The 23,551-nt window shown below is 70.1% G+C and carries 22 protein-coding genes; 8 read left to right on the top strand and 14 right to left on the bottom strand.

Annotation, left to right across the window (positions count from 1 at the left end; translation table 11 throughout):
• Nucleotides 1-303: 303 nt before the first annotated feature.
• The 4 genes from AC07EQ_RS07960 to AC07EQ_RS07945 form a co-directional block, all read right to left on the bottom strand.
• Entirely contained in the window at nucleotides 304-963 is a 660-nt protein-coding gene (locus AC07EQ_RS07960; protein ID WP_478387274.1) for a hypothetical protein, read from the bottom strand.
• A gap of 165 nt (nucleotides 964-1,128) precedes the next feature.
• A complete protein-coding gene (locus tag AC07EQ_RS07955; protein ID WP_478387273.1) occupies nucleotides 1,129-3,957 on the bottom strand; it encodes a vitamin B12-dependent ribonucleotide reductase in 2,829 nt (942 codons plus the stop codon).
• A gap of 178 nt (nucleotides 3,958-4,135) precedes the next feature.
• Entirely contained in the window at nucleotides 4,136-4,630 is a 495-nt protein-coding gene (nrdR, locus tag AC07EQ_RS07950; protein ID WP_132482893.1) for a transcriptional regulator NrdR, read from the bottom strand.
• A gap of 388 nt (nucleotides 4,631-5,018) precedes the next feature.
• The gene (locus AC07EQ_RS07945) at nucleotides 5,019-5,483 is read right to left on the bottom strand and encodes a LysM peptidoglycan-binding domain-containing protein (RefSeq protein ID WP_478387272.1); all 465 of its coding nucleotides are present in this window, start codon (nucleotides 5,481-5,483) and stop codon (nucleotides 5,019-5,021) included.
• Between the two features lie 229 nt (nucleotides 5,484-5,712).
• Here AC07EQ_RS07945 and lexA point away from each other — a divergent pair, with 229 nt between their 5' ends.
• Entirely contained in the window at nucleotides 5,713-6,438 is a 726-nt protein-coding gene (gene lexA / locus AC07EQ_RS07940) for a transcriptional repressor LexA (protein WP_478387271.1), read from the top strand.
• Nucleotides 6,439-6,592: 154 nt separating this feature from the next.
• Here lexA and AC07EQ_RS07935 read toward each other — a convergent pair whose 3' ends face one another.
• From AC07EQ_RS07935 to AC07EQ_RS07915, 5 genes are all read right to left on the bottom strand, one after another.
• Complete coding sequence (locus tag AC07EQ_RS07935) at nucleotides 6,593-7,648, bottom strand: hypothetical protein (protein ID WP_478387270.1); 1,056 nt, start codon at nucleotides 7,646-7,648, stop codon at nucleotides 6,593-6,595.
• Nucleotides 7,645-9,012, bottom strand: a complete 1,368-nt coding sequence (gene hflX, locus AC07EQ_RS07930) for a GTPase HflX (RefSeq protein ID WP_478387455.1) — start codon at nucleotides 9,010-9,012, stop codon at nucleotides 7,645-7,647. Before hflX ends, AC07EQ_RS07935 begins: the two co-directional genes overlap by 4 nt.
• Before the next feature lie 182 nt (nucleotides 9,013-9,194).
• A complete protein-coding gene (gene dapF / locus AC07EQ_RS07925) occupies nucleotides 9,195-10,037 on the bottom strand; it encodes a diaminopimelate epimerase (RefSeq protein ID WP_478387269.1) in 843 nt (280 codons plus the stop codon).
• Between the two features lie 9 nt (nucleotides 10,038-10,046).
• Nucleotides 10,047-10,994, bottom strand: a complete 948-nt coding sequence (miaA, locus tag AC07EQ_RS07920) for a tRNA (adenosine(37)-N6)-dimethylallyltransferase MiaA (RefSeq protein WP_478387268.1) — start codon at nucleotides 10,992-10,994, stop codon at nucleotides 10,047-10,049.
• A 139-nt stretch (nucleotides 10,995-11,133) separates the two neighbouring features.
• Complete coding sequence (locus AC07EQ_RS07915; protein WP_478387267.1) at nucleotides 11,134-11,838, bottom strand: class III extradiol ring-cleavage dioxygenase family protein; 705 nt, start codon at nucleotides 11,836-11,838, stop codon at nucleotides 11,134-11,136.
• 351 nt (nucleotides 11,839-12,189) lie between these two features.
• Here AC07EQ_RS07915 and AC07EQ_RS07910 point away from each other — a divergent pair, with 351 nt between their 5' ends.
• A complete protein-coding gene (locus AC07EQ_RS07910) occupies nucleotides 12,190-13,515 on the top strand; it encodes a DUF349 domain-containing protein (protein WP_478387266.1) in 1,326 nt (441 codons plus the stop codon).
• A 17-nt stretch (nucleotides 13,516-13,532) separates the two neighbouring features.
• On the opposite strand, the gene AC07EQ_RS07905 is transcribed toward AC07EQ_RS07910, so the two are convergent.
• From AC07EQ_RS07905 to miaB, 3 genes are all read right to left on the bottom strand, one after another.
• The gene (locus AC07EQ_RS07905; protein WP_478387265.1) at nucleotides 13,533-14,252 is read right to left on the bottom strand and encodes a tyrosine-protein phosphatase; all 720 of its coding nucleotides are present in this window, start codon (nucleotides 14,250-14,252) and stop codon (nucleotides 13,533-13,535) included.
• Between the two features lie 165 nt (nucleotides 14,253-14,417).
• Nucleotides 14,418-14,894, bottom strand: a complete 477-nt coding sequence (locus tag AC07EQ_RS07900; protein ID WP_478387264.1) for an Rv2732c family membrane protein — start codon at nucleotides 14,892-14,894, stop codon at nucleotides 14,418-14,420.
• On the bottom strand, nucleotides 14,882-16,357 hold the full coding sequence (miaB, locus tag AC07EQ_RS07895) for a tRNA (N6-isopentenyl adenosine(37)-C2)-methylthiotransferase MiaB (protein ID WP_478387263.1): 1,476 nt from the start codon (nucleotides 16,355-16,357) through the stop codon (nucleotides 14,882-14,884). Before miaB ends, AC07EQ_RS07900 begins: the two co-directional genes overlap by 13 nt.
• 243 nt (nucleotides 16,358-16,600) lie before the next feature.
• Between miaB and AC07EQ_RS07890 the strand changes: the two genes are divergently transcribed.
• The 4 genes from AC07EQ_RS07890 (at nucleotide 16,601) to AC07EQ_RS07875 (ending at nucleotide 19,836) form a co-directional block, all read left to right on the top strand.
• Nucleotides 16,601-17,329 (top strand): amino acid ABC transporter ATP-binding protein, encoded by a 729-nt coding sequence (locus AC07EQ_RS07890; protein ID WP_478387454.1) that lies wholly within the window; start codon nucleotides 16,601-16,603, stop codon nucleotides 17,327-17,329.
• A 32-nt stretch (nucleotides 17,330-17,361) separates the two neighbouring features.
• Nucleotides 17,362-18,261: a glutamate ABC transporter substrate-binding protein gene (locus AC07EQ_RS07885; protein ID WP_478387262.1), complete on the top strand. Its 900-nt coding sequence runs from the start codon at nucleotides 17,362-17,364 to the stop codon at nucleotides 18,259-18,261.
• Nucleotides 18,262-18,328: 67 nt separating this feature from the next.
• Nucleotides 18,329-18,976 (top strand): amino acid ABC transporter permease, encoded by a 648-nt coding sequence (locus AC07EQ_RS07880; RefSeq protein WP_478387453.1) that lies wholly within the window; start codon nucleotides 18,329-18,331, stop codon nucleotides 18,974-18,976.
• A complete protein-coding gene (locus AC07EQ_RS07875; RefSeq protein WP_478387261.1) occupies nucleotides 18,973-19,836 on the top strand; it encodes an amino acid ABC transporter permease in 864 nt (287 codons plus the stop codon). Before AC07EQ_RS07880 ends, AC07EQ_RS07875 begins: the two co-directional genes overlap by 4 nt.
• Before the next feature lie 58 nt (nucleotides 19,837-19,894).
• On the opposite strand, the gene AC07EQ_RS07870 is transcribed toward AC07EQ_RS07875, so the two are convergent.
• On the bottom strand, nucleotides 19,895-21,334 hold the full coding sequence (locus AC07EQ_RS07870; RefSeq protein WP_478387260.1) for an FAD-dependent monooxygenase: 1,440 nt from the start codon (nucleotides 21,332-21,334) through the stop codon (nucleotides 19,895-19,897).
• Nucleotides 21,335-21,398: 64 nt separating this feature from the next.
• Here AC07EQ_RS07870 and AC07EQ_RS07865 point away from each other — a divergent pair, with 64 nt between their 5' ends.
• Nucleotides 21,399-22,130: a TetR/AcrR family transcriptional regulator gene (locus tag AC07EQ_RS07865; RefSeq protein WP_478387259.1), complete on the top strand. Its 732-nt coding sequence runs from the start codon at nucleotides 21,399-21,401 to the stop codon at nucleotides 22,128-22,130.
• A gap of 12 nt (nucleotides 22,131-22,142) precedes the next feature.
• Here AC07EQ_RS07865 and AC07EQ_RS07860 read toward each other — a convergent pair whose 3' ends face one another.
• Nucleotides 22,143-22,820, bottom strand: a complete 678-nt coding sequence (locus AC07EQ_RS07860; RefSeq protein ID WP_478387257.1) for a nitroreductase — start codon at nucleotides 22,818-22,820, stop codon at nucleotides 22,143-22,145.
• Nucleotides 22,821-22,937: 117 nt separating this feature from the next.
• Between AC07EQ_RS07860 and AC07EQ_RS07855 the strand changes: the two genes are divergently transcribed.
• Nucleotides 22,938-23,534: a TetR/AcrR family transcriptional regulator gene (locus AC07EQ_RS07855; RefSeq protein ID WP_478387255.1), complete on the top strand. Its 597-nt coding sequence runs from the start codon at nucleotides 22,938-22,940 to the stop codon at nucleotides 23,532-23,534.
• Nucleotides 23,535-23,551 lie beyond the last annotated feature (17 nt).

The raw sequence follows: 23,551 nt of genomic DNA, 5'->3' as shown, positions 1-23,551 counted from the left end.
ACCTCGCGGGAACCGCTGCGAGCAAGCGCTCGGCAATCTCTCCTGCCTGCATTGGGATTCGGGTCGGCCAGCTATTCCGGGTCGGCTCGCGGTCGTCAGCGCGTGGGTCGCAGATCACCGATCTCGCCCAGCTCGCGAGCGAACGTCCACTTCGTACCCGGCAGGCCGTCGTCTCCGGCTCCAGATGCGGGGTTTGTTACGGAACACCTCGGATCTGTCCCGAGCTCAATCCCCATGCACGAGAAAAGGGGAGCCGGCCGAATCGGCCTACTCCCCTTCCACCAGCACCTTCACGCCTTGGCTTCAGATGCCCGATTTGTGCTTTGCGCGATGAATCCCGACCTCCTGGCGCACGGCACTCATTCCGAACGTGCGCTGTTCCTCGGCGCCTGGGACTGCGACCAGCATGGCCGCGACCCATAGGAAGACCTTGGGGTCCCCGAGATTGGAAGCCGTAAGCCAGTCAGCCGCCAGGCGCGCGCGCCGCTCATCCTGGATCAACCCCCATCGTCCAGGACGGACGCCGGTCGCGAGCCCGACATCACGGACGAGGCCGCCGAGGCAGGTCCAGGTGTGCCATAGCCCGCAGTCGTAGCCGACCAGCTCGAAACCGAGCGGCTGACCTGCGGGGACGGGCTCCCGTCGCGCCAGCCGTTCCGGCAGGCTGCCCGCTGCTTCCCACCCGCCTTCGGCCATATCTGCCGACAAGGCCGGAACATCCGGGGAGGCGATCCCCACCCCGAGCACATGCAGGCCAGCCCGATTCGCCCGGACACGTGCTTGTTCGGCCGATTCCGAGTCGCCGAACCAGTCATCCCAGCCTTGCGGGTCCACCGCCAGCAGGTCCACCACACAACCACTCACCGATACCAGATCAGTGCTCGGCAGACCGACGTCCTGCCAATCCCACCGAGTGGCTCGCGAAGCAACGCGGTAACCCGCCAGGGCGTAGTCGATAGTCACGGAATCAGTTTCGCCTGCCGGGCAAGCGAAAATCTCTCGGTCGACGGCCCGTCCCGTTGCATCTGATGCATCAGACGGGTTGTCGAGCCGGCCGACATGGGGTGTCAACCGAGACGGTTGACACCCCATGTGACCAGCTAGTTCATCTCGAACCTCGTGCGGGGATCAGCTGCAGCCGGAGGTCGAGCCGCAGCCCTCGCAGAGGTAGCAGGAGCCCGACGGACGCATCTTAGTGCCGCAGGTCATGCACAGCGGCGCGTCCGCGGCCTTGCCCAGGCGCAGCTCCAGCAGCTCGGTCGAGCTGCCCGCCCGCTGCTCCTCGGCCTTCGATTCCGCGGACTTCTTCGAGTAGTCCACAGTGGAACGCATCGTGTCCAGCTCGACGGCCGCGTCCTGCCCGGCCGGCGCCACATCGGTGCCGTTGACCTGCGCCTCCCGCTCGTCGACCGTGAAGACGCCCAGCTGGGCCCGCTTCTCGTAGGGCAGGTAGTCCAGCGCGAGCCGGCGGAACAGGTAGTCCAGCACGCTGCTGGCCATCCGGATGTCCGGGTCGTCGGTCATCCCGGCCGGCTCGAAGCGCAGGTTCTGGAACTTCGAGACGTAGAACTCCAGCGGGATGCCGTACTGCAGACCCACCGAGATCGACATCGAGAAGGCGTCCATGACACCGGCCAGCGTCGAACCCTGCTTGCCCAGCTTGACGAAGATCTCGCCCAGCCCGTCGTCCGGGTACGAACCGGCGTGCAGGTAGCCCTCGGCGCCGCCGACGGTGAACGACACCGTCTGGCTCGGGCGCTTCTTCGGCAGGCGCTTGCGGACCGGGCGGTACTCGATCTGCTTCTCGACCGCCTTCTCCGACTCGCCCTTGTCGCCCTTGCCCGCCGACAGCGGCTGGCCGACCTTGCAGTTGTCGCGGTAGATCGCCAGCGCCTTCAGCCCCAGCTTCCAGCCCTCGAAGTACAGCTGCTCGACCTCTTCGATGGTCGCCGACTCCGGCATGTTCACCGTCTTGGAGATCGCGCCGGAGATGAACGGCTGCACCGCGGCCATCATCCGCACATGGCCCATCGGCGCGATCGAGCGCTCGCCCATCGCGCAGTCGAAGACCTCGTAGTGCTCCTGCCGCAGGCCCGGCGCGTCGACCACGTGGCCGTGCTCGGCGATGTACTCGACGATGGCCTCGATCTGCTCGTCCTGGTAGTTCAGCGCCTGCAGCGCGCGCGGCACCGTCTGGTTGACGATCTGCATGGAGCCGCCGCCGACCAGCTTCTTGAACTTGACCAGCGCCAGGTCCGGCTCGATGCCGGTGGTGTCGCAGTCCATCATCAGGCCGATGGTCCCGGTCGGGGCCAGCACGGAAGCCTGCGCGTTGCGCCAGCCGTTGCGGGCGCCGACCTCCAGGCCCTCCTGCCACACCTTCGTCGCCAGCTTGTGCACGGCGGCGTCGTTGCGGTGGTAGGTGCGGACCAGGTCGTTGGCCGCCGCGTGCTTGCGCATCACGCGCTGGTGGGCCTCGGCGTTGCGGGCGTAGCCGTCGTACGGGCCGACCACGCCGGCCAGCTCCGCCGACCGCTTGTACGCGGTGCCGGTCATCAGCGACGTGATCGCCGCCGCCAGCGCGCGACCGCCGTCGGAGTCGTAGGCGTGGCCGGTCGCCATCAGCAGCGCGCCCAGGTTGGCGTAGCCGATGCCCAGCTGCCGGAACTTGCGGGTGGTGTCGCCGATCGCCTCGGTCGGGAAGTCCGCGAAGCAGATCGAGATGTCCATCGCGGTGATGACGAACTCGACGGCCTTCTCGAACAGCTCGGCGTCGAAGGTCAGGTCATCGCGCAGGAACTTCAGCAGGTTCAGCGAGGCCAGGTTGCAGCTGGAGTTGTCCAGGTGCATGTACTCCGAGCACGGGTTGGACGCGGTGATCCGGCCCGTCTCCGGCGAGGTGTGCCAGTCGTTGATCGTGTCGTCGTACTGGATGCCCGGGTCCGCGCAGTCCCAGGCGGCCTTCGCCATCTTGCGGAACAGGTCGCGGGCCTGCACCGTGTCCAGCACCTCGCCGGTCATCCGGGCCCGCAGGCCGAACCGGCCGTCGCTCTCCACCGCGCGCATGAACTCGTCGGAGACGCGCACCGAGTTGTTTGCGTTCTGGTACTGCACCGAGTTGGAGTCCGCGCCGCCGAGGTCCATGTCGAAACCGGCGTCGCGCAGCGCGCGGATCTTGTGCTCCTCGCGCGCCTTGGTCTCGATGAACTCCTCGATGTCCGGGTGGTCGACGTCCAGGACCACCATCTTCGCCGCGCGGCGGGTCGCACCGCCGGACTTGATGGTGCCCGCGGACGCGTCCGCGCCGCGCATGAACGACACCGGGCCGGACGCGGTGCCGCCGGAGGACAGCAGCTCGCGCGAGGAGCGGATGCGGGACAGGTTCAAGCCCGCGCCCGAACCGCCCTTGAAGATCAGGCCCTCTTCCTTGTACCAGTCGAGGATCGACTCCATCGTGTCGTCGACGGACAGGATGAAGCAGGCCGACACCTGCTGGCGGGAGTTGGTGCCGACGTTGAACCACACCGGCGAGTTGAAGCTGAACACCTGGTGCATGAGCATCCAGGTCAGCTCGTGCTCGAAGATCTCGGCGTCGGCGTCGGTCGCGAAGTAACCGTGCTCGACGCCCGCCGCGACGTAGGTCAGCACGACGCGGTCGATGAGCTGCCGGAGGCTGCCCTCCCGCTCGTCGCTGCCCACCGCGCCGCGGAAGTACTTGCTGGTGACGATGTTGACGGCGTTCAGCGACCAGAAGTCGGGGAACTCGACCCCGCGCTGTTCGAAGTTGACCGACCCGTCCCGCCAGTTGGTCATCACCACATCGCGGCGCTCCCACTTGACCTCGTCGTAGGGATGCACCCCCTCCGTGGTGTAGACGCGCTGCACCCGGATGCCCTCGCGGGCACCTGCTGCCGACTCCCCCGATGCGCCGGCCGGGCTACCGACGGTCTCTGTCATGACCTGACCCTCTTCCTTCTTGATCGCGCGCGTGTCGCTCGCTCGTCGTGCTTCGTCGGCCCCGTCCGGGCTCCCCGTCCGGTTCGGTCGTGCCTCAATCCTCAGCGGCGCCCCACCCTGGGCCGCCGGCTGACGCTTTGCGTTTCCGCCCCCTCGGCGGGGCGTCCGCCGACGCGGCTTACTCACGGCCGGTCTCCGCGTTCTGCTCCGCACCGGCCTGCGCGGCGCGCCGCGCCGCGCGCAGGTCGGCGATCTCCTTCTCGAAGTCTTCCACCGAGGAGTACGCCCGGTACACGCTCGCGAACCGCAGGTAGGCGACCTCGTCGAGCTCCCGCAGCGGCCCCAGGATCGCCAGCCCCACCTCGTGGCTGGGCAGCTCGGAGACCCCGAGGGACCGGACCGTGTCCTCCACCTGGTGCGCGAGCTGCTGCAGCGCGTCCTCTTCGACGGGGCGCCCCTGGCAGGCACGCCGCACGCCGCGGACCACTTTCTCGCGACTGAAGGGCTCGGTGACGCCGGAACGCTTGACCACCGAAAGCACCAGCTCTTCGATGGTCGTGAACCGCCGACCACACGTCGAGCACGATCGCCTGCGCCGGATCGCCTGGCCTTCCTCGACCTCGCGCGAATCGACGACCCGGGAGTCCTCGCCGCGACAGAACGGGCACCGCACCGGCCCTCACCCCCTTCCCCAGCTTGGCCGCGACCACACCTCGGCGACCGTCGACCAACTCACCGTCCGTGGGCGCTCGAACACCCTACAAGCCCAACCTGTGGACTAAATACACGGACGTAACTACTAGATGTTGTGGTCGACTCTAATCCGCGGCGTACCGCGACGCAAACTCGACACGCCCCCGCGGCGCGCCCGGCCGACGCCGATCGACACCGACCGCGAGAACCCGCTGGTCGCCGCCGAAGCCACGGCCCCGGACCCCCGGCCACCGGGCCGCCACCGGCCGGCCGCACACCGACGACCGCCCGACGACGACCGCCCGACGGCGCCCGGCAGTCGATCGATCACCGGTCGGCGCCACCCCCGGCACCGGTCCGGGCACCGATCAATCGCCGACCGGGACCACCAGCAGACGGCCTGCCTCGAGGGCGGCCTCGTCCAGCCCGTTGAGCTCGACGATCTTCGCGACCACCGCGCGCGGGTCACTGTCCGGCGCCACCCGGTCCGCGATCCCCCACAACGTGTCCCCGGCGTGCACTTCGACGACTGCGTTGCCGCCCGCCACCGGCGCGTCGCCGAGCCCGAAGAACCCCATCAGCATGACAATGAGGAAAGTGAAGATCGCCACCGAGGTCAGCCAAAGCCACTCGCCGCTCCGGCGAGCCCGGCCGCACGCCGCGACGGACTCCTCGGCCGGCGCATCCAGCGAGCGGAAGACGACGCGACCGGACGCCCGCCGGACGCCGTGGCGCGACCGCGGCGCCGCGACCGACACGCCCACCTGCCGCCGGTCGGCGACCTCCCGCTCGACAGGACGTGCCCGCCTCGCCGCATCGATGAACGTGGTCATGACGCCTCCCGCACCCGAGATCATGATCGAATGAATGTTCGATCGAACCTGCGTGCGATTGTGTACCACGAGCACACCGCAAGGCGAGACTTAAGGCCCAAAATTAACTCGAACAGGTGTTTGATCTCTGGGTTTCTCGCGTCTACTGTGGAAATCGGGCGGACCGACACTCCACCCGCGATCAGCACCGCAGTTCACACGGAGCAGTTCACACGGACAGGAGGCAGCGGTGGCGAGGAATGCGACCGGCTCGATCAAGGGCCGCGTACAGGACGTCAAGGGCGACGACTCCCGGGCCGACGTGCACACCCTGCCCGAGCAGCCCAGCGGGACCGACGAGCTCAGCGACCGCCAGCTGAAGGTGCTGGAGGCCATTAGGAAGTGGATGCGCGAGCACGGGTATCCGCCAAGCGTCCGCGAGATCGGCGACGCCGTCGGGCTCACCTCGACGTCGTCGGTGGCGTACCAGCTCCGCGTGCTGGAGCGAAAGGGCTACCTGCGCCGAGATCCGCACCGACCACGCACCGTCGGCGTGCTCGTCGGTGGCGAGCCCGAATCCCTCGAGATGACCGGGCAGGCCAAGCCCGCGTACGTGCCGGTGGTGGGCCGGATCGCGGCCGGCGGCCCGATCCTGGCGGAGGAATCCATCGAGGACGTCTTCCCGCTGCCGAAGGAGATCGTCGGCGACGGCACGCTCTTCCTGCTCAAGGTCGTCGGCGACTCGATGGTGGACCTCGCCATCACCGACGGCGACTGGGTCGCCGTGCGCCAGCAGCCCGACGCGGACAACGGCGACGTCGTGGCCGCGATGATCGACGGCGAAGCGACTGTGAAGACGTTCAAGCGAACCGACGACCACGTGTGGCTGATGCCGCACAACCAGGCTTACGAGCCGATCCTCGGCGATGACGCGGCGATCCTGGGCAAGGTCGTCGCGGTGCTGCGACGCCTCTGAGCTTCAGGCAACCGGCGCCCCCGCTGGACGCTCGCTGCGGGATTCCCGGTCTCGACATGAGCCGGCGAATCCCGCAGCCGCGACGGCGAGCGCACGCCGGTGGCCACTCCGCAATTGCTGGAAGCGCCCGCGAAGGGCGCTCGGGTCGGCGGTACTAGCCGCCGCGGCGGCGCAGCCGACGGGTCACGAAGATGAGCAGTCCGGACAGCGCGGCCGCGAGGAGCAGGGCCTGCCCCGTGGACATCCCGGCACCGCTCGGGGCGGCCGGCGGCTGAGCCTGGTCCGCGTCGCCGCCCGGCGGCGGAGCCGCAGTGTCTTCGCCCTGCGCACCGGACGTTCGCGCGGCCGCCGCGACTCCGGGGATGTGGCGGACCGGCTGGTTTCCTTCGGACCCGGACAGCAACGCACCGTCCGGGTCCCAAGCGATCGCCTCACCCTGCTGCTCGTTCGGCAACGGGATGCGCAGCGGTTCGCGCTGGAACGCCGCGACCAGGTCGCCGTCCGGCGCGTTGTACACGTACGCCTCGGTGTAGGTGCGGATGGCGACCATCGTGCCGTCGTGGCTCACGGAGCCGCCCGTCACCAGCACCGAACCGAACGCGCCGCGCACCGGACCGCCCGGTGTTTGCGTGGAGCGCAGCGAGATCGAACCGACCCGCTCCAGCGGCACGGTGCGGTCCGCTGCCAAGGGCGCGCTCGGGCGGTAGACCCCGGCAACACCCAGCGGTTCCTTCGTGACGATGTGCGGCACGCCGGTCCGGTCGAGCAGCAGCGCTTCCGCGTCGTGCGGCCCGTCCGGGTAGGTGAGGTGGTACAGCGTCGCGCCGCCGCCCGGCGGCATCACGTGCAATCCGATGTTGTCCCGGCGGCGGCGGTTGTCCCCGGTGTCGGCCAGCCAGAGCGATCCGTCGGGCCCCAACGCGAGGTCTTCGACGTCGTACGGATCGTTGGAGGCCGTCCGGAGTCCGCGGACCGAGCAATCGGCCGGGTCGAGCACGAACACCCGCAGCGAGCTGCCACCATCGCTGATCGCGTACCAGGCGGAACCGTCCGACGCGAGGCCGGACAGCTCGGCTAGGCGCTTGTCCCCGACACGGCACTTGTCGACCGGTGCGAGCGACTGCTCAGCGGCGGCGGCCGGAACCACGCCCGACGCCACCGACAGCAGCAGCGCGGCGGCAGCCGCACCACCCGCACCGGCAGTGCTCACCCGATTCCCACGAACGGCTGGAGCGCGCTGGCCAGGTCCGGCCGGACCTTCGCGCGGATCCTGGTGCCCTCCGGGGTGTGCTCCTCGTCGACCACTTCGCCGTCCGCGTGCACCCGCGCCACGAGTTCGCCGCGGGTGTACGGCACCAGCGCGTCGACGAAGACGTCGGGCCGGGGCAGCCGCTCGGCGATGGCCTCGCGCAGCTCCTCGATGCCCTTGCCACTTCGCGCGGAGACGAACACCGCGGCGGGCAACAGCCGCCGAAGCTCGGCCATCCGGGTGGCGTCGACCGAGTCGATCTTGTTGACGACCAGCAGTTCCGGCGGCATCGCCGTCTCGTGGTCCTCGGAGATCTCGTTCAGCACCTCGCGCACCGCGGCGACCTGCTCGTGCGGCGAGACCTCGGAGCCATCCACGACGTGCACCAGCAGGTCCGCACCGCCGACCTCTTCGAGGGTCGAGCGGAACGCCTCGACCAGCTGGTGCGGCAGGTGCCGGACGAAACCGACCGTGTCGGTCAGCGTGTATTCGCGGCCGTCCGGCGTGCCCGCCCTGCGGGTCGTCGGGTCCAGGGTGGCGAACAGCGCGTCCTCCACCAGCACCCCGGCGCCCGTCAACGCGTTGAGCAGGCTGGACTTCCCGGCGTTGGTGTAACCGGCGATGGCCACGCTCGGGACCTCGTTGGATTCGCGCCGACCGCGCTTGGTGCCGCGCACCGTGCGCATGGCGGCGAGTTCCTTGCGGAGCTTGGCGATGCGCTTGTGGATGCGCCGCCGGTCGGTCTCCAGCTTGGTCTCACCGGGACCACGGGTGCCGACGCCGCCGTTCGCGCCGGCCCGGCCACCGGCCTGCCGGGACATCGCCTCACCCCAACCGCGCAGGCGCGGCAGGAAGTACTGGAGCTGGGCGAGCTCGACTTGCGCCTTGCCCTCCTTGGACCGGGCGTGCTGGGCGAAGATGTCCAGGATCAGGGCGGTCCGGTCGACCACCTTGACCTTGAGCTTCTCCTCCAGCTGCCGCAGCTGGCCGGGCGAGAGCTCACCGTCGCAGATGACGGTGTCCGCCCCGGTGGCGACGACGATGTCGCGCAGCTCGCGGACCTTGCCGGAGCCGACGTAGGTGCCGGGGTCCGGGCGATCGCGGCGCTGGATGATGCCTTCCAGCACCTGCGAGCCGGCGGTCTCGGCGAGCCGCGCCAGCTCGTCCAGCGACGCGTCGGCGTGCGCCGCGTCGCCGTCGGTCCAGACTCCGACCAGCACCACGCGTTCCAGGCGGAGCTGGCGGTATTCGACCTCGGTGATGTCCGCGAGCTCGGTGGACAGCCCGGCGATCCGCCGCAGCGACGCACGTTCAGCGCGCTCCATCTCGCCCGTGGAGGGTTCCGCAGTGAGGATGGGGTCGTATTCGTCGGGTTCGACCGCGTCGCGGTCGGGCTCGGCGGACCAGGTCAGGGAATTTTTCATATCAAGGCCATTGTCCCACGGTCCGCGACCGATTTTCACGTGTCGCGCCCGCCATTACCCGTTTGCACTGTTGTGACGCCCACCTACGGCCGCTGCCACCAGGTGGGATCGAGGTTCCCGCGCGCCACCAGCACGGCTGGGCCGGTGAGCGTGGAGGACGCCGCGGTGACCTCCACCTCGACGGTACCTCCCGGGACGTGGACCACCCGGCGCCCGGTTTCCGCGCCGGCCGCGCGCAGGGCCGCGACCGTGGCGGCGACCGTGCCGGTGCCGCAGGAGCGGGTTTCGCCGACCCCGCGCTCGTGCACGCGCATCTGGATGTGGTCGCCCTCGAGCGGCCGGACGAACTCGACGTTCACGCCGTGCGGGAAGAGGTGGTGGTCGTGCGGCGGCGCCGTCTTCAGATCGAGCTCGGCGAGGTCCACGTCGCCCACGCAGGCCAGGTGCGGGTTGCCGACGTCCACCGCGACTCCCGCGAAGGAGTGGCCGGAGGCGCTGGTGGTGGACTCGCCGAAGACCTTGGCCGGGCCCATGTCGACCGTGACCCGGCCGTCGTCGTGGATCCGGACCGGTCGAACGCCCGCGCGCGTGCCCACCGGCAGCTCACCGGGGGCGGCCAGCCCTGCGTCGACGAGGTAGCGGGCGAACACCCGCACGCCGTTGCCGCACATCTCGGCGATCGAGCCGTCGGCGTTGCGGTAGTCCATGAACCACACGTCGGCCGGCACGTCGGCTGGGGCGTCCTCCAGCGCACCTGCGCGGATCACCCGCAGGACGCCGTCCGCGCCCAACCCTCGGCGCGGGTCGCACAGCGCCTGGACCCGCTCGTCGGTGAGGGCGAGCTCGCCGTCCGGGTCGGGCAGGATGACGAAGTCGTTCTGGGTGCCGTGGCCCTTGACGAACTCGGGGCCCTGGGAGGAATGCACGGGGCCAGTCTACGTTCGCCCGGACGGCTCTTGACGCTCAGCCGTGCCCGAGGTCAGCAGCGCTCGGACGTCGGTGGCCAGGGTCGGGGCGGCGGCGTCGAACCAGTGGATCCGCCCGTCCCGGCGGAACCAGGAGCGCTGCCGCCGGACGAAGCGGCGGGTGAGCTTCGCGGTCTCGGCCGCGGCGGCGGCCATGTCGCCCGCCCCGTCGAGCTCGGCGAGCACCTGCTGGTAGCCGAGCGCGCGGCTGGCGGTGCGGCCTCGCCGGAGTCCGAGCGTTTCGAGCTGCCGGACCTCGTCGACCAGCCCGGCGTCGAACATGCTGGTGACGCGCCGGTCGACGCGATCGTCCAGGTCCTCGACCGGGCGGTCCAGGCCGATCAGCGCCGCGCCGTAGCGGGGCGGTCCGGGCTTGGGCAGGTTCGCCGAGAACGGCCGACCGGTGATCTCGATGACCTCCAGCGCCCGGACGATGCGGCGACCGTTGCTGGTCAGGATGGCCTCCGCGGCCACCGGGTCGAGCTCCCGCAGCCGCCGGTGCAGCTCGTCCGGGCCGACCCTCGCCAGCTCCTGCTCGTACTTGTCCCGCACCTGGGCGTCCGTGCCGGGGAACGACAGGTCGTCGACGACCGCCTGCACGTAGAGGCCGGAGCCGCCCACCAGTACCGGCGTCCGGCCGCGGGCGAGGACGTCTTCGACGGCGCTGCGCGCCTGCTCCTGGTAGGCCGCCACGGAGGCGGTCTCGGTGACGTCGAGGACGTCCAGCAGGTGGTGCGGGATGCCGCGGCGCTCCGCCTGCGGCAGCTTGGCCGTGCCGATGTCCATCCCGCGGTAGAGCTGCATGGCGTCGGCGTTGATCACCTCGCCGTCGAACGCCGCGGCGAGCTCGATGCCGAGGTCCGACTTGCCGGTGGCGGTGGGACCGACGATCGCCACCAGATGCGAAAGGGACTGCACCCCTCGACCTTAGAAGCGCCTGCCGGGCCTGCCGCACAGCGGTCCGCCGGCCCCGGACCGGTCGGCCAAGGGCGTGAGTGCTTCGGGGCGCTATGGCACCCCGAAGCACTCACGGGTGGTGACCAGCGGCAACACCTGTTCAGGCCGTGCGGGTCCAGGTGGCGACGTGGTAGGTGACGCCGAACGGGGTGGCCGAGTACAGCAGTTCGCCGCGCCAGGTTCCGCCGGTGGCCGTTACGACCCCGGGCAGGACCTGGAGCGCGGCCCGACCCGCGACGCCCAGCTCTGCGCACAGCTCCGGCTCCAGCGCGAGCAGCGCGTTCGTGTCCACATCGGCCAGCGCGGCGCGGATCTGCTCGTCGACCGGCTTGGCGCGCTCGTCCGGCGGGTACGGCGAACGCTCGTCGGAGCGATTGGTGCCGTCGGCGAGCACCAGGAGGCCGACGTCTTCCGCCGCCAGCTCGGTGCCGAGCCGTTGGCATTCCTCGGCCGGTGCATCCGGCGCCAGCAGGTGCGTCGTGACCGTCCGCGCCCCTGCTTGCTCGCGCAACAGGCCCGCGATCAGCGCAGGCAGCGGCAGCCGCGGATCCGGGGTACCGGCGCCGCCGAGCGTCACCGGGACGTCGACGCCGAAGCCAGCGAACGTGCCCGCCGCGTCCGGCCCGAGCACCACCGGTCCCGACTGATCTACGCCAAGGGCCACCCATTCGGCGGCAGATTCAGTCAGACTGGACACGGCGCGCAGACAGGCGCCCCGTAGGCGAGCGGTTTCCGGGTCGGCCCGCACGGTCAGTTCGGGAACCAGCAACGGCGGGTAGGGCACCACAGCGACACGGGTGATCACACCTGTGCACGGTAGAGGTCACGGGCGAGTTGACTGGAGCAGGGAGTCGCAACCGGCGGCAGGACACGGCGCGGGTTTCCCGCCCCTGCCCGCTGCGACCGAACCGGTGCCTGATGACAATGAACCCGTGCAGGTCACGTGCCCGGCCCGGTCAACACGTCGCGCGGCGCGCCGATCCATCGGCGAACCGATTCCGCGACGGAGTACCGATTCGCGCCCTGACCTGTTTGAATGCGCCAGCGGCGGCCGGACCACCGAACGGTTCGGGTCGACGCTTGCTGGGCCCCGCCGATGCGGGGCGCCCGTGCCGGACACGGGCATCGGAGCGGGCACGCAAGGAGGAAGCCGGCCATGACGCACCAGGACACGACCCCCGAGGCAGTCGCCAACAAGGCGGCCGCGGACTCGACCACCAGCACCACCGGGTCACCCACGGCTGCGCCGGCGGTACCGACCGCTTCCGCAGATCCCACCAAGTGGGGGCGGGTGGACGCCGATGGCACGGTGTACGTCCGCACCCCCGACGGTGAGCGCGCGATCGGTTCCTGGCAAGCCGGTGATGCGGCCGAGGGCCTGGCCCTCTACGCGCGCAAGTTCGACGACCTGCTCACCGAGGTCGAACTGCTGGAGACCAGGCTGGGCACCCACGCCGGCGAGCCGAAGCACACCCTGACCAGCGCGAAGCACCTGCACGAGTCGCTGACCGAAGCCGCGGTGATCGGTGACCTGGCGGCGTTGACCGCCCGGATCGAGCACCTGCTGGCGCGTGCCGAGCAGGCCGTAGAGGGCGCGAAGCACGAGAAGGAACGCGCCCGGGCGGACGCGATCGCGCGCAAGGAGGCGCTGGTCGTCGAGGCCGAGGAGATCGCCACCGAATCCACGCACTGGAAGAGCGCCGGTGACCGGCTGCGCCAGATCCTCGACGAGTGGAAGAAGATCCGCGGCGTCGACCGCAAGACCGACGAGCAGCTGTGGCGCAGGTTCTCGAAGGCGCGGGACGCCTTCAGCCGCCGCCGGGGCTCGCACTTCGCCGAGCTCGACCGGCAGCGCGCGGCGTCCAAGGCGCACAAGCAGGATCTGGTCGAGGAAGCCGAATCGCTGACCGAGTCCAACGACTGGGGCGAGACCGCCAACCGCTACAAGCAGCTGATGGCCGACTGGAAGGCCGCCGGCCGCGCCCCGAAGGACAGCGACGAGGCGTTGTGGCAGCGCTTCCGCGCCGCGCAGGACCGGTTCTTCAGCCGCCGCTCGGAGGCGTTCTCCGAACGCGACGCCGAATTCGCCGCGAACGCCAAGCTGAAGGAAGAGCTGCTCGTCGAGGCCGACCAGATCGATCCGTCCGCCGACCTCAAGTCCGCGCAGGCCCACCTGCAGCGGATCCAGGAGCGTTGGGACGAGATCGGCAAGGTGCCGCGGGAGCGGATGCGGGAGCTGGAAGGCAAGCTGCGCACGGTCGCCGACCGGGTGCGGTCGGCAGCCGACGCGCAGTGGCGGCGCACCGACCCGGAGGCGCAGGCCCGCGTCGACCAGTTCCGCGACCGGGTGGAGCAGTTCGAGGCGCAGGCCGAGAAGGCCCGCACAGCGGGCGACGAACGCCGTGCGAAGCAGGCGGAGGCGCAGGCCGCGCAGTGGCGCGAGTGGCTGGAGGCTGCGGAGCACGCGATCGCCAGCCGGTAGGCGTTTCGCTCGCGCCGTCAGGCGGGCGGCGCGAGCAGCCTCGCCCGGAGGGCGTCGAGGTCGGCGTCGGCGCAGCCGCCGGCGCGCAGGTGCTGCTCGGCGTCGAAGGCGTCGAGCGCCGAGTGCAGGACCTCGTGCTTGGTGGTGCCGTGTTCGGCGAGCGCTTCGTCGATGAACGGTTCCTGGTCGGGCTTGCCGAGCCGGTGGAACATCGGCCGCAGCCGGTCGTGGCTGAGCTGGTGGTCGGCAACGATGTCGTTGGCCGCAACCCCCGCGAACGCGAGCAGCACCAGCGCGATGATCCCGGTGCGGTCGCGGCCCGCGGTGCAGTGCACGAGCACCCCGCCGGGTTCGGCGCGCGCGATCGCGCTGACGACCTTGGCCGTGCGGTCCGGGAAGCGGTCGAGGAACGGCCGGTAGTACAGCGGCGTGCCGTGCAGCCGGTTGCCCCAGTTCCCCCAGAACTCGGTGTCGTGCACCGGGTTCAGCGGCATCTTCAGGCTGTTCAGCCCCGGTGGCCTCGCCGCGGTCTCGGGCAACGACTCGCCGTCGTCGGTCAGGTCCACGACGGTTCGGACGCCGTGCTCCCACAGCTGCGCCCAGCCCGCTTCGGTCAGGAACGCCGGACTGGCGGAGCGCACGACCGCGCCCCGGCGGATCTTGCTGCCCGCCGCGGCGGGCAGCCCGCCGAGATCGCGGATGTTGTAGCCGCCGTCCCAGGCGAGGTCTCGTGACATGCCGCCGAGGCTACGTGCCCGACGATCACCGGGTCCCGGCTCGGAGCCCCGGTCCGGCGGGCCGGAGAGAATTCCAATTCTGCCTAAAATTGGAACACCCGCCCCGCACCGAGCGATCTCCAATTTTGCCTAAACTTGGGAATTTCTGGTGCCGGGACGGGCTGGTCAGGAGCGGGACCAGACGATCCGCATCCACTGGACCGCCAGGATCGCCATGCAGGCCACCGCGAGCAGCAGGCCGATCGACGGGCTCTCCACGCCGCTGGTCTGACGCGACCAGATCGCGATCACGCCTTCGAAGGTCACCACCACGCCGGCGAGCCCGGCCAGGAACGCGACGATCCACCGCCGGGTGATCAGCGCCAGGGCGCCCAGGCCGATCCCGACGATCGTCGAGTTGATCGCGAACAGCCGCGGCAGCAGGCCGACCTTGAGCGCCGGGTCCGTCTGCCCCATCAGCACCTGCCAGCCCGCGGCATCGCCGGCCCAAGGCAACAGCGAGCACAGGACGAGCACGAGCATCACCGACGCGATCACCAGCGCGCGCGAGCCGGGGTCGATGCGGCGCAGGACCTCGCGCTCCGACTTGGTCAGCTCGCGGCGCGGCTCGTCCGCACCTTCCGGCTTGCTCAACACGCACATCCCTGCTGTTCGACGGGCTGCGGCGGCGGGGTTCCGAACGACGGCAGCCCGAGGCTGACTCCGGAGGTCTTGGGCCGCACGCCCGCCTCCCAGTGATCGCCGGCGGTGGTTCGCCGGTGTCCGGTGATGTCCGCGTCCGCGACCAGGTGGTGCGGTGCGGCGCGGGAGATCGTGGTGTGCACGACGTCGCCGGGCCGGATCTCGCCGTCGATGGCGCCGGTCGGCGTGAAGTGCACCAGGCGCCCGTCGCGGGCCCGGCCGGAGAGCCGGTGGGTCTCCGAGTCCTTGCGGCCCTCGCCCTCGGCGACCAGCAGTTCCACCGGGCGGCCGACCAGCTTCTTGTTCTCGTCCCAGGAGATCTCGTTCTGCAGCTCGATCAGCCGGTCGTAGCGCTGCTGCACGACCTCCTTCGGCAGCTGGTCGGGCATGTCCGCGGCGGGCGTGCCGGGCCGCTTGGAGTACTGGAAGGTGAACGCGCTGGAGAACCGCGCCTGCCGCACGACCTCCAGCGTCTGCTCGAAGTCCTCCTCGGTCTCGCCGGGGAAGCCCACGATGATGTCGGTGGTGATCGCCGCGTCCGGCATCGCCTCGCGCACGTTCCGCACGATGTTCAGGTACCGCTCGGAGCGGTAGGAGCGGCGCATCGCCTTGAGGATCCGGTCCGAGCCGGACTGCAGCGGCATGTGCAGCTGCGGGCACACGTTCGGAGTCCCGGCCATCGCCTCGATCACGTCGTCGGTGAAGTCGCGCGGGTGCGGCGAGGTGAAGCGGACCCGCTCCAGCCCTTCGATCTCCCCGCAGGAGCGCAGCAGCTTGCCGAACGCGAAGCGGTCCCCGAACTCGACGCCGTAGGCGTTGACGTTCTGGCCCAGCAGCGTCACTTCGAGCACGCCTTCGGACACCAGCGCCTGCACCTCGGCCAGGATCTCGCCGGGGCGGCGGTCCTTCTCCTTGCCGCGCAGCGCGGGCACGATGCAGAACGTGCAGGTGTTGTTGCAGCCGACCGAGACCGATACCCAGCCCGAGTAGGCCGACTCGCGGCGCGCGGGCAGCGTGGACGGGAAGACGTCCAGCGACTCGAGGATCTCGACCTCGGCCTCGTGGTTGTGCCGGGCGCGTTCCAGCAGGGTCGGCAGCGAGCCGAGGTTGTGCGTGCCGAACACGACGTCCACCCACGGGGCCCGCTTGACGATCGTGTCGCGGTCCTTCTGCGCCAGGCAGCCGCCGACGGCGATCTGCATGTCCGGGTTGCGGTCCTTGGCCGGCCGCATGTGACCGAGAGTGCCGTAGAGGCGGTTGTCGGCGTTCTCGCGGACCGCGCAGGTGTTGAACACGACCACGTCAGCGGCATCTGAATCCGCGCGCACGTACCCGGCGTCCTCCAGCATGCCGGCGAGCCGCTCGGAGTCGTGCACGTTCATCTGGCAGCCGAAGGTTCGGATCTCGTAGGTCCTCGTGCTCACCGTTCCACGGTAGCGCCTGGTCAGATCGCAGATTCACCCGCCCGGCGGCCTCGGCGCGCGCGACGCGACTACTGCAAGTGAGGTACCACTCACGACTGGCGACTTCGGAGCGTAACCGAGTTGCAATCTCACCTGGCCCGTTCTGTCTGGACTATCCCCCAGCAGAGGCTTAAGTTTCGGCCAACGAATCCAATTCCGATGCGTTCAGGAGAACGAATGGCCGCAGCTTCCACGGACTCCCCGATGATCCGGATGTCCGCGGTCGACAAGTACTTCGGTTCCTTGCACGTGCTGCGGGCGATCGATCTCGAGGTGCCTCGAGGGCAGGTCGTCGTCGTGCTCGGGCCGTCGGGCTCGGGCAAGTCGACGCTGTGCCGCGCGATCAACCGACTGGAACCGATCGATTCCGGCCGCATCGAGATCGACGGGGTTCCGCTGCCCGCCGAGGGCCGCTCCCTGGCCGAACTGCGCGCCGACGTCGGCATGGTTTTCCAGCAGTTCAACCTCTTCGCCCACAAGACGATCCTGGAGAACGTCACGCTGGGTCCGATCAAGGTGCGCAAGCAGGCCAAGGACGCCGCTCGGGAAACCGCCATGGAGCTGCTGGAGCGCGTCGGCATCGCCGACCAGGCCGACAAGTACCCGGCGCAGCTCTCCGGTGGGCAGCAGCAGCGCGCGGCGATCGCTCGCGCGCTGGCGATGAAGCCGAAGGTGATGCTGTTCGACGAGCCGACCTCGGCGCTGGACCCGGAGATGGTCAACGAGGTCCTGGAGGTCATGACCGGCCTCGCCGCCGAGGGCATGACGATGGTGGTCGTCACCCACGAGATGGGTTTCGCGCGCCGCGCCGCGCACCGCGTGCTCTTCATGGCCGACGGCGAGGTCGTCGAGGACGCCGAACCGGGGTCGTTCTTCGGCGCGCCGAAGAGCGACCGCGCCAAGGACTTCCTCGGCAAGATCCTCACCCACTGACCGACCACTGCACAGAGAGGCAGCGAGACGAAATGCGAGCCAAGAAAATGCGGCTGGTGACGGTGCTGGCGGCGTCGCTGGCGCTGGCGCTGACCGGTTGCGGGCGCGAAGGCGGTCCCGGCGGCGGCGAACCGCAGGTCCAGCAGGACGTCGCCCAGAACGTGCAGGTCCAGGGCTCTCCGACGTTCGACCGGATGAAGCAGAAGGGCCGCGTCACGATCGGCGTCAAGGAGGACCAGCCGGGCCTGGGCTTCCGCGACCCGGTCACCAACCAGTACTCCGGTTTCGACATCGAGGTCGCCCGGCTGATCGCCGCGCAGCTCGGGTTCGACCCGAACACGCAGATCGACTACAAGCCGATCCCGTCCACCGCGCGCGAGCAGGCGATCTCCACCGGTGAGGTCGACTACTACGTCGGCACCTACACGATCAACGACAAGCGCAAGGAGCAGATCAGCTTCGCCGGGCCGTACTTCATGGCCGGGCAGGACCTGCTGGTCCGCTCGGACAACACCGACATCACCGGCAAGGAGTCGATCAAGGGCAAGAAGGTCTGCTCCGCGACCGGCTCGACGCCGATCCAGCGGGTCAAGCAGGACCAGCTCACCGAGCCGCAGAACATCGTCGAGTTCCAGCGCTACTCGGAGTGCGTCCAGCAGCTGCTCGACCGCCAGGTCGAGGCGGTCACCACGGACGACGCCATCCTCAAGGGCTACGCCGCGCAGGACCCGGACAAGCTGAAGGTCGTCGGCAAGCCGTTCTCCGAGGAGCCCTACGGCGTCGGCCTCGCGCACGACGACAGCGCCCTGCGCAACAAGATCAACGACATCCTGGAGCAGGCCGCGACCAACGGAGAGTGGAAGCGCGTCTACGACGCCACCCTCGGCAAGTCCGGCTCGCCCGCCGAGCCGCCCAAGGTGGACCGCTACTGATCCCGTCATCGGATGCCCAGGGCCGGACCGCGCCCTGGGCATCCGATTACTTCAGGAGTACTCATTGATCGACATCTTGGTGGAGTACGGCGACGTCCTCGCCAGGGGTTTCCTGCAGACGATCGAGCTCTTCCTGCTGGCGGCCGCCGGTTCGCTGGTGCTGGGCACGATCCTGGCGACGCTGCGGGTCAGCCCCGTCCCCGCGCTGCGGGCGGCCGGCGCCGGCTACGTGACCCTGCTCCGCAACACGCCGCTGACGCTGATCTTCTTCTTCTTCGTCTTCGCCTACCCCAAGCTGGAGCTGATCCAGTTCCCGTTCTTCACCGCCGCGGTGATCGCCCTGACCATCTACACCTCCGCGTTCGTCTGCGAGGTGTTGCGGGCGGGGATCAACACGGTGCCGGTCGGGCAGGCCGAGGCGGCGCGCTCCATCGGGCTCGGGTTCGCCCAGTCGCTGACCAACGTGATCCTTCCCCAAGCCTTCCGCGCCGTGGTCCCGCCGCTGGTCAGCGTGCTGATCGCGCTGCTGAAGAACACGACCGTCGCGGCCGGGTTCAGCGTGGCCGAGGTCGGCTCGGTCATCCCCTACCTCAACGAGCAGGGTGAGCCGACGCTGAACGCATTCATCTGGATCGCAGTCGGCTTCATGATCCTGGTCATCCCGCTGACCCTGGTCCAGCGGAGCTTCGAGAAGCGGTGGAGCGTGGCCCGATGAGCAGCGTCCTGTTCGACACCCCCGGACCGCGCGCCCGCATGCGCAACCGGCTCATCAGCGTCGTCAGCACCGTCGTGGTGCTGGGCCTGCTCGGCTACGTGGTGTTCCGCTTCTACGAGACGGGGCAGTTCGACGCGAGCAAGTGGGAATGGCTGCTCTACGAGCAGATCCAGCTGGAACTGTTCGGGGCGCTGTGGAACACCGTCCGCGCGTTCCTCATGGGCGCCGTGCTCGCGCTGGCGTTCGGCGCGGTCTTCGCGCTCGGCCGGCTCTCCGACCACGCCTGGATCCGGGTGCCGTGCGCGGCGATCGTGGAGGTCTTCCGCGCGATCCCGCTGGTCATCCTGATCTTCTTCCTGTACTACGCGGCGCCGGGGCTGGGCGTGAACTTCGGCCAGTACTGGTCGGTCGTGCTCGGCCTGACGCTCTACAACGGTTCGGTGCTGGCCGAGGTGTTCCGGGCCGGCGTCGCCGCGCTCCCCAAGGGGCAGAGCGAGGCCGCGTACTCGATCGGGATGCGCAAGAACCAGGTCATGCGGACCGTGGTGCTGCCGCAGGCGATCCGGATGATGCTGCCCGCGATCATCAGCCAGCTCGTGGTGCTGCTCAAGGACAGCGCGCTCGGCTTCCTGATCACCTACCAGGAGCTGCTGTACTACGCCCGCTACCTCGGCGGCATCCCCACGCTGGACCGCCCGATCATCCCGGTCAGCCTGGTGGTGGCGGCGATCTACATCACGATGTGCCTGCTGCTCACGTGGTTCGCCACGTACCTGGACCGGCGCAACCGCCGGACCAAGAAGACCAGGCAGCTCGCTCCGGCCGCCAAGCCGCTGGCGGAGGCCACGGCAGGCGACTGAGCACCGCACCGAGTGGAGGGCGCCTTCGACCGGGCCGGTCGGAGGCGCCCTTCGCTTCTCAGGCGCGGAGCAGCTTCTCCAGGACGTTCGCGGGCGCGGTGGGGTCGGTACCGCGCCAGGCGACCACGTCGTCGGGGCGGATCAGGACGCCCTCGCCCGCTCGCAGGAAGTCGACGTCGAGGCGGTGGACCGGGATCCCGGCGGACTGCCAGCGTTGCGGATCGTCGGCCACGGCCAGCGCCCACCCGGGACCTGCGAGGTCCACTGTGGACTTGGTGCGGGCGGCGTCCAGCCAGCGGTGCGGGACCCGGGTGCCGACCCGCCCGGCCGGCGCGAACTCGGTGACCGGTTCCACCTCTCCGCCCTCCGCCAGGCCTCCGGAGATCGCCCCGGCCGAGTACTGGAACCCGCCCGCCGCCAGCACGAACGGATGCGCCAGCGTGGGATCGGGGGCGGCCGTCAGGTCCGTCGAGCGCCTGCTCGACTGGTCCGCGGCGAACCAGCCCGCCGGACGGCGCTCCGCGTCGTAGCTGTCCAGCAGCGACGGCGCCGCAGCGCCGGAGAGCACCGCTGCGAGCTTCCAGCCGAGGTTGTGCGCGTCGGCGATGCCGGTGTTGGCACCGACCGCGGCGTACGGGGGCATGACGTGCGCAGCGTCGCCGGCCAAGTGCACCCGCCCCGACGAGTAGTGGTCGGCGACGAGCATCTCGGGCCGCCAGGGCAGCACGCTCATGACTTCGAGGTCCGGCGCGGGCACGCCGAGCGCGGTGCGCAGCAGCGCCGGCCAGTCGCGGTCGACTTCGCCGCCCGGGGTCATGAACACCCAGTCCAGCCGGCCGTCCACCGAGGCCAGCCCGCCGGGCGCGTCGGGGTGCTGGATCTGGCAGATGTTGAACTCCCGGCCGCGCACGACATCCGCGAGATCGGCGCGGAAGTAGACGTTCACGTTGTCCTCGCCGATGGCGCCGCGCCCGGAGCGGCCGATGCCCAGCGCCGAGCGCACCGGGCTGCGCGCCCCGTCGGCGGCGACCAGGTACGCCGCGTGCAGCCGGGAGCCCGCGAGCTCGGCGACGACTCCATCGGCGTCCTGCTCGAATGACGCGAGAGCGGTCGAGAACCGGATGTCCGCACCCGCGTCCTGGGCCGCCCGGCGCAGCACCGGCTCAAGGACGTTCTGCGCCACCAGGCAGGGCAGCTCCGGGCTGACGTCCATCGACTCGCCCGACCCGGACGGCCGCCACGGCGGCAACTGCTCGGCCTCCGCCAGGGTCCGCCCGGTGGCCATGCAGTCGTGGTCGGCGAGCCCTCGCGCGGCCTCGTGGACGGTCTCGGCCAGCCCCAGTTCCCGGAAGATCTCCAGGCTGCGCACGTGGAAGCGGCGCGCCTTGGGCTGCGGCGAGGTCGTCGCGCGCTTCTCGACGAGCGTCACGTCCACGCCGTGGTGGCGCAGCACCAACGCCGTCGTCAGCCCGACGAGTCCACCGCCGGCGATCAGCACCTCAGTCTGTGTACGTTGTACATTCACGATGTACGTTGTACACGCAGGTTAGTATCCGAGGCAAATGACTTCTGCGAAACCTCCGGGCGGCCTGGTCTGGTTCGACGAGCCGCCGCCCCCGCCGGCCACCACGCAGCTCAGCCGCGAGCGGATCGTCGCCGCAGCGATCGCGCTCGCCGACGAAAGCCCGACCGGCGAGATCACGATGCGGGCGATCGCGAGCCGCCTCGGCACGCGCAGCCCGATGGCGCTGTACCGCTACGTCGGCAGCAAGGACGGCCTGACGGACCTGATGGTCGACGAGGTCTACGGCGAGATCACCGTCCCGCCGCCCGGCGACTGGCGGGCCTGCCTGCGCGAAATGGGCCGCTCCGCATGGGCGGCGGTGCAGCGGCACCCCTGGTTCGCGCGGATGTCGTTCAGCCGGCCACCGCTGGGACCGAACGCGCTGCGCCTCTACGACGCGGCCCTCGCCGCCGTCGACGAGCTGGACCTGGACGCCGCGACCCGCATCACCTTCGTCAACACGGTGCTCGGACAGGCCCTGAAGTCCGGGCTCGCGCTGCTGGAAGAACGCGCGATGCGGGAGCGGACCGGACTGGTGTCCGATGCCCAGCTCGCCGAGGCGGCGCACCCCTACCTGGAGCGGATCAGGGCGGAAGGCAAGTACCCGCACTACATCCGGTGGCTCGGCGAACCGGACTGCCTGGCCGACGTGGTGTCCTCCGAGCAGCACCTGGAGTGGCAGCTGGACGGCCTGCAGCGCCTCGCCGAAGCCCGGCGCACCGCCACCTGATCCGGCCGGCGGCTACGCGCGGAACCTCGTCGTCTCGCCGAGTTCCGCGCGGCCGACCGCGATGTGGTTCACCGGAGCGGATTCGCGGGCGTATCCGAAGGAGACGCCGAAAAGCACCTTGCCGCCACGGATTTCCAGCGACTCGCGAATCGCGTCCCCGTAGAAGCCCAGCAAACCCTGCGGGCAGCTGGCGATCCCGTACGCCGTCATCGCCAGGAGCAGCGTCTGCCCGTACATGCCCACGTCCGCAGCCATCCGTGCGTCCGCATTGGACGGTGCGAACACCAACGCGACGTGCGGTGCGCCGTAGAACCGCAAACTCTCCGCGTTGTAGGCGTCGCGGGCTTCCCGGTCTTCGCGACCGATGCCGAGCGCCCCGTACATCGCTTCGCCGAAGTCCTTGCGCCGCCGCTGGTGCACCTCGTCGTAGAGATCCTCCCGGAACGGGAAGTCCACGGAGAGGCGTTGCTGCGCGTGCGCGGCCAGCAGCGCATCGCTCAGCCGGTCGCGCGCCGCCCCGCTGACGACTTCGACGCTCCAGGGCTGGGTGTTGGAGTTCGACGGAGCCGCGCTCGCCAGCGAGAAGACGGCGCGCATCGTCGCGTCCGGGACCGGATCCGGCCGGAAGGAGCGGACGGCTCGTCGGCCGCGGATCAGCTCCTCGACGTGATCGGGCGAGTAGTTCCGCATCGTGGTGCCCACCAAGGCTCAACCCTTCGATCGCAGTAAACGGAAGCGTTTACATAACGCGTCGTGAGGCTACCACGCAGAACCCGCTTTAAGTAAACGGATGTGTACACTTTGCGGGTGGGTGAGCAACAGACGGTCCAGCGCCGCCGAGGCCGGGGCGGGCGCGAGCGCATCATCGCCGCGGCCACCGCGCTCTTCGAGAGCCAGGGGATCATCGCGACGGGCATGGAACAGGTGGCGGCCGCCGCCCCGGTCTCCAAGCGCACCTTGTACGCGCACTTCCCCACCAAGGACGAGCTGGTCGTGGGCTACCTCCGGCACCTCGTGGAGTCCGGGCGCACGATGGAATCCGTGCTGGAGCGCGAAGATCTCGCCCCGCGGGAGCGGCTCCTCGCGCTGTTCGCGGTGCCGGACGAGGGCGACGGCCCGATCCGGGGCTGCCCCTTCATCGACGCGGCGGCCGAGTTCCCGGACCCGCGGAGCCCGGTGCACCGGTACGCGGCCGAGCAGAAGCGGCGGCTCGCCGACCGGCTGGCCGAGCTGGTGGGCGCGCTCGGGGTCGCCGAACCCGCGGTTCTGGTCGAACAGCTCGCGATCCTCGCCGACGGCGCCGCCAGCCGTTCGATGGTGCTCAACGATGCCGGCTGCGGCCGATACGCGAGAGCCGCCGCGGAATCGCTGCTCGACGCAGCCATCCCGACGGCGGCCCGGTAGCGGTGAGCCGTGTCCGG

This window comes from Saccharopolyspora sp. NPDC045839, assembly GCF_056431645.1.
Note: the sequence above shows the minus strand (reverse complement) of the source record. Positions and strands in the feature narration are given on the sequence as shown.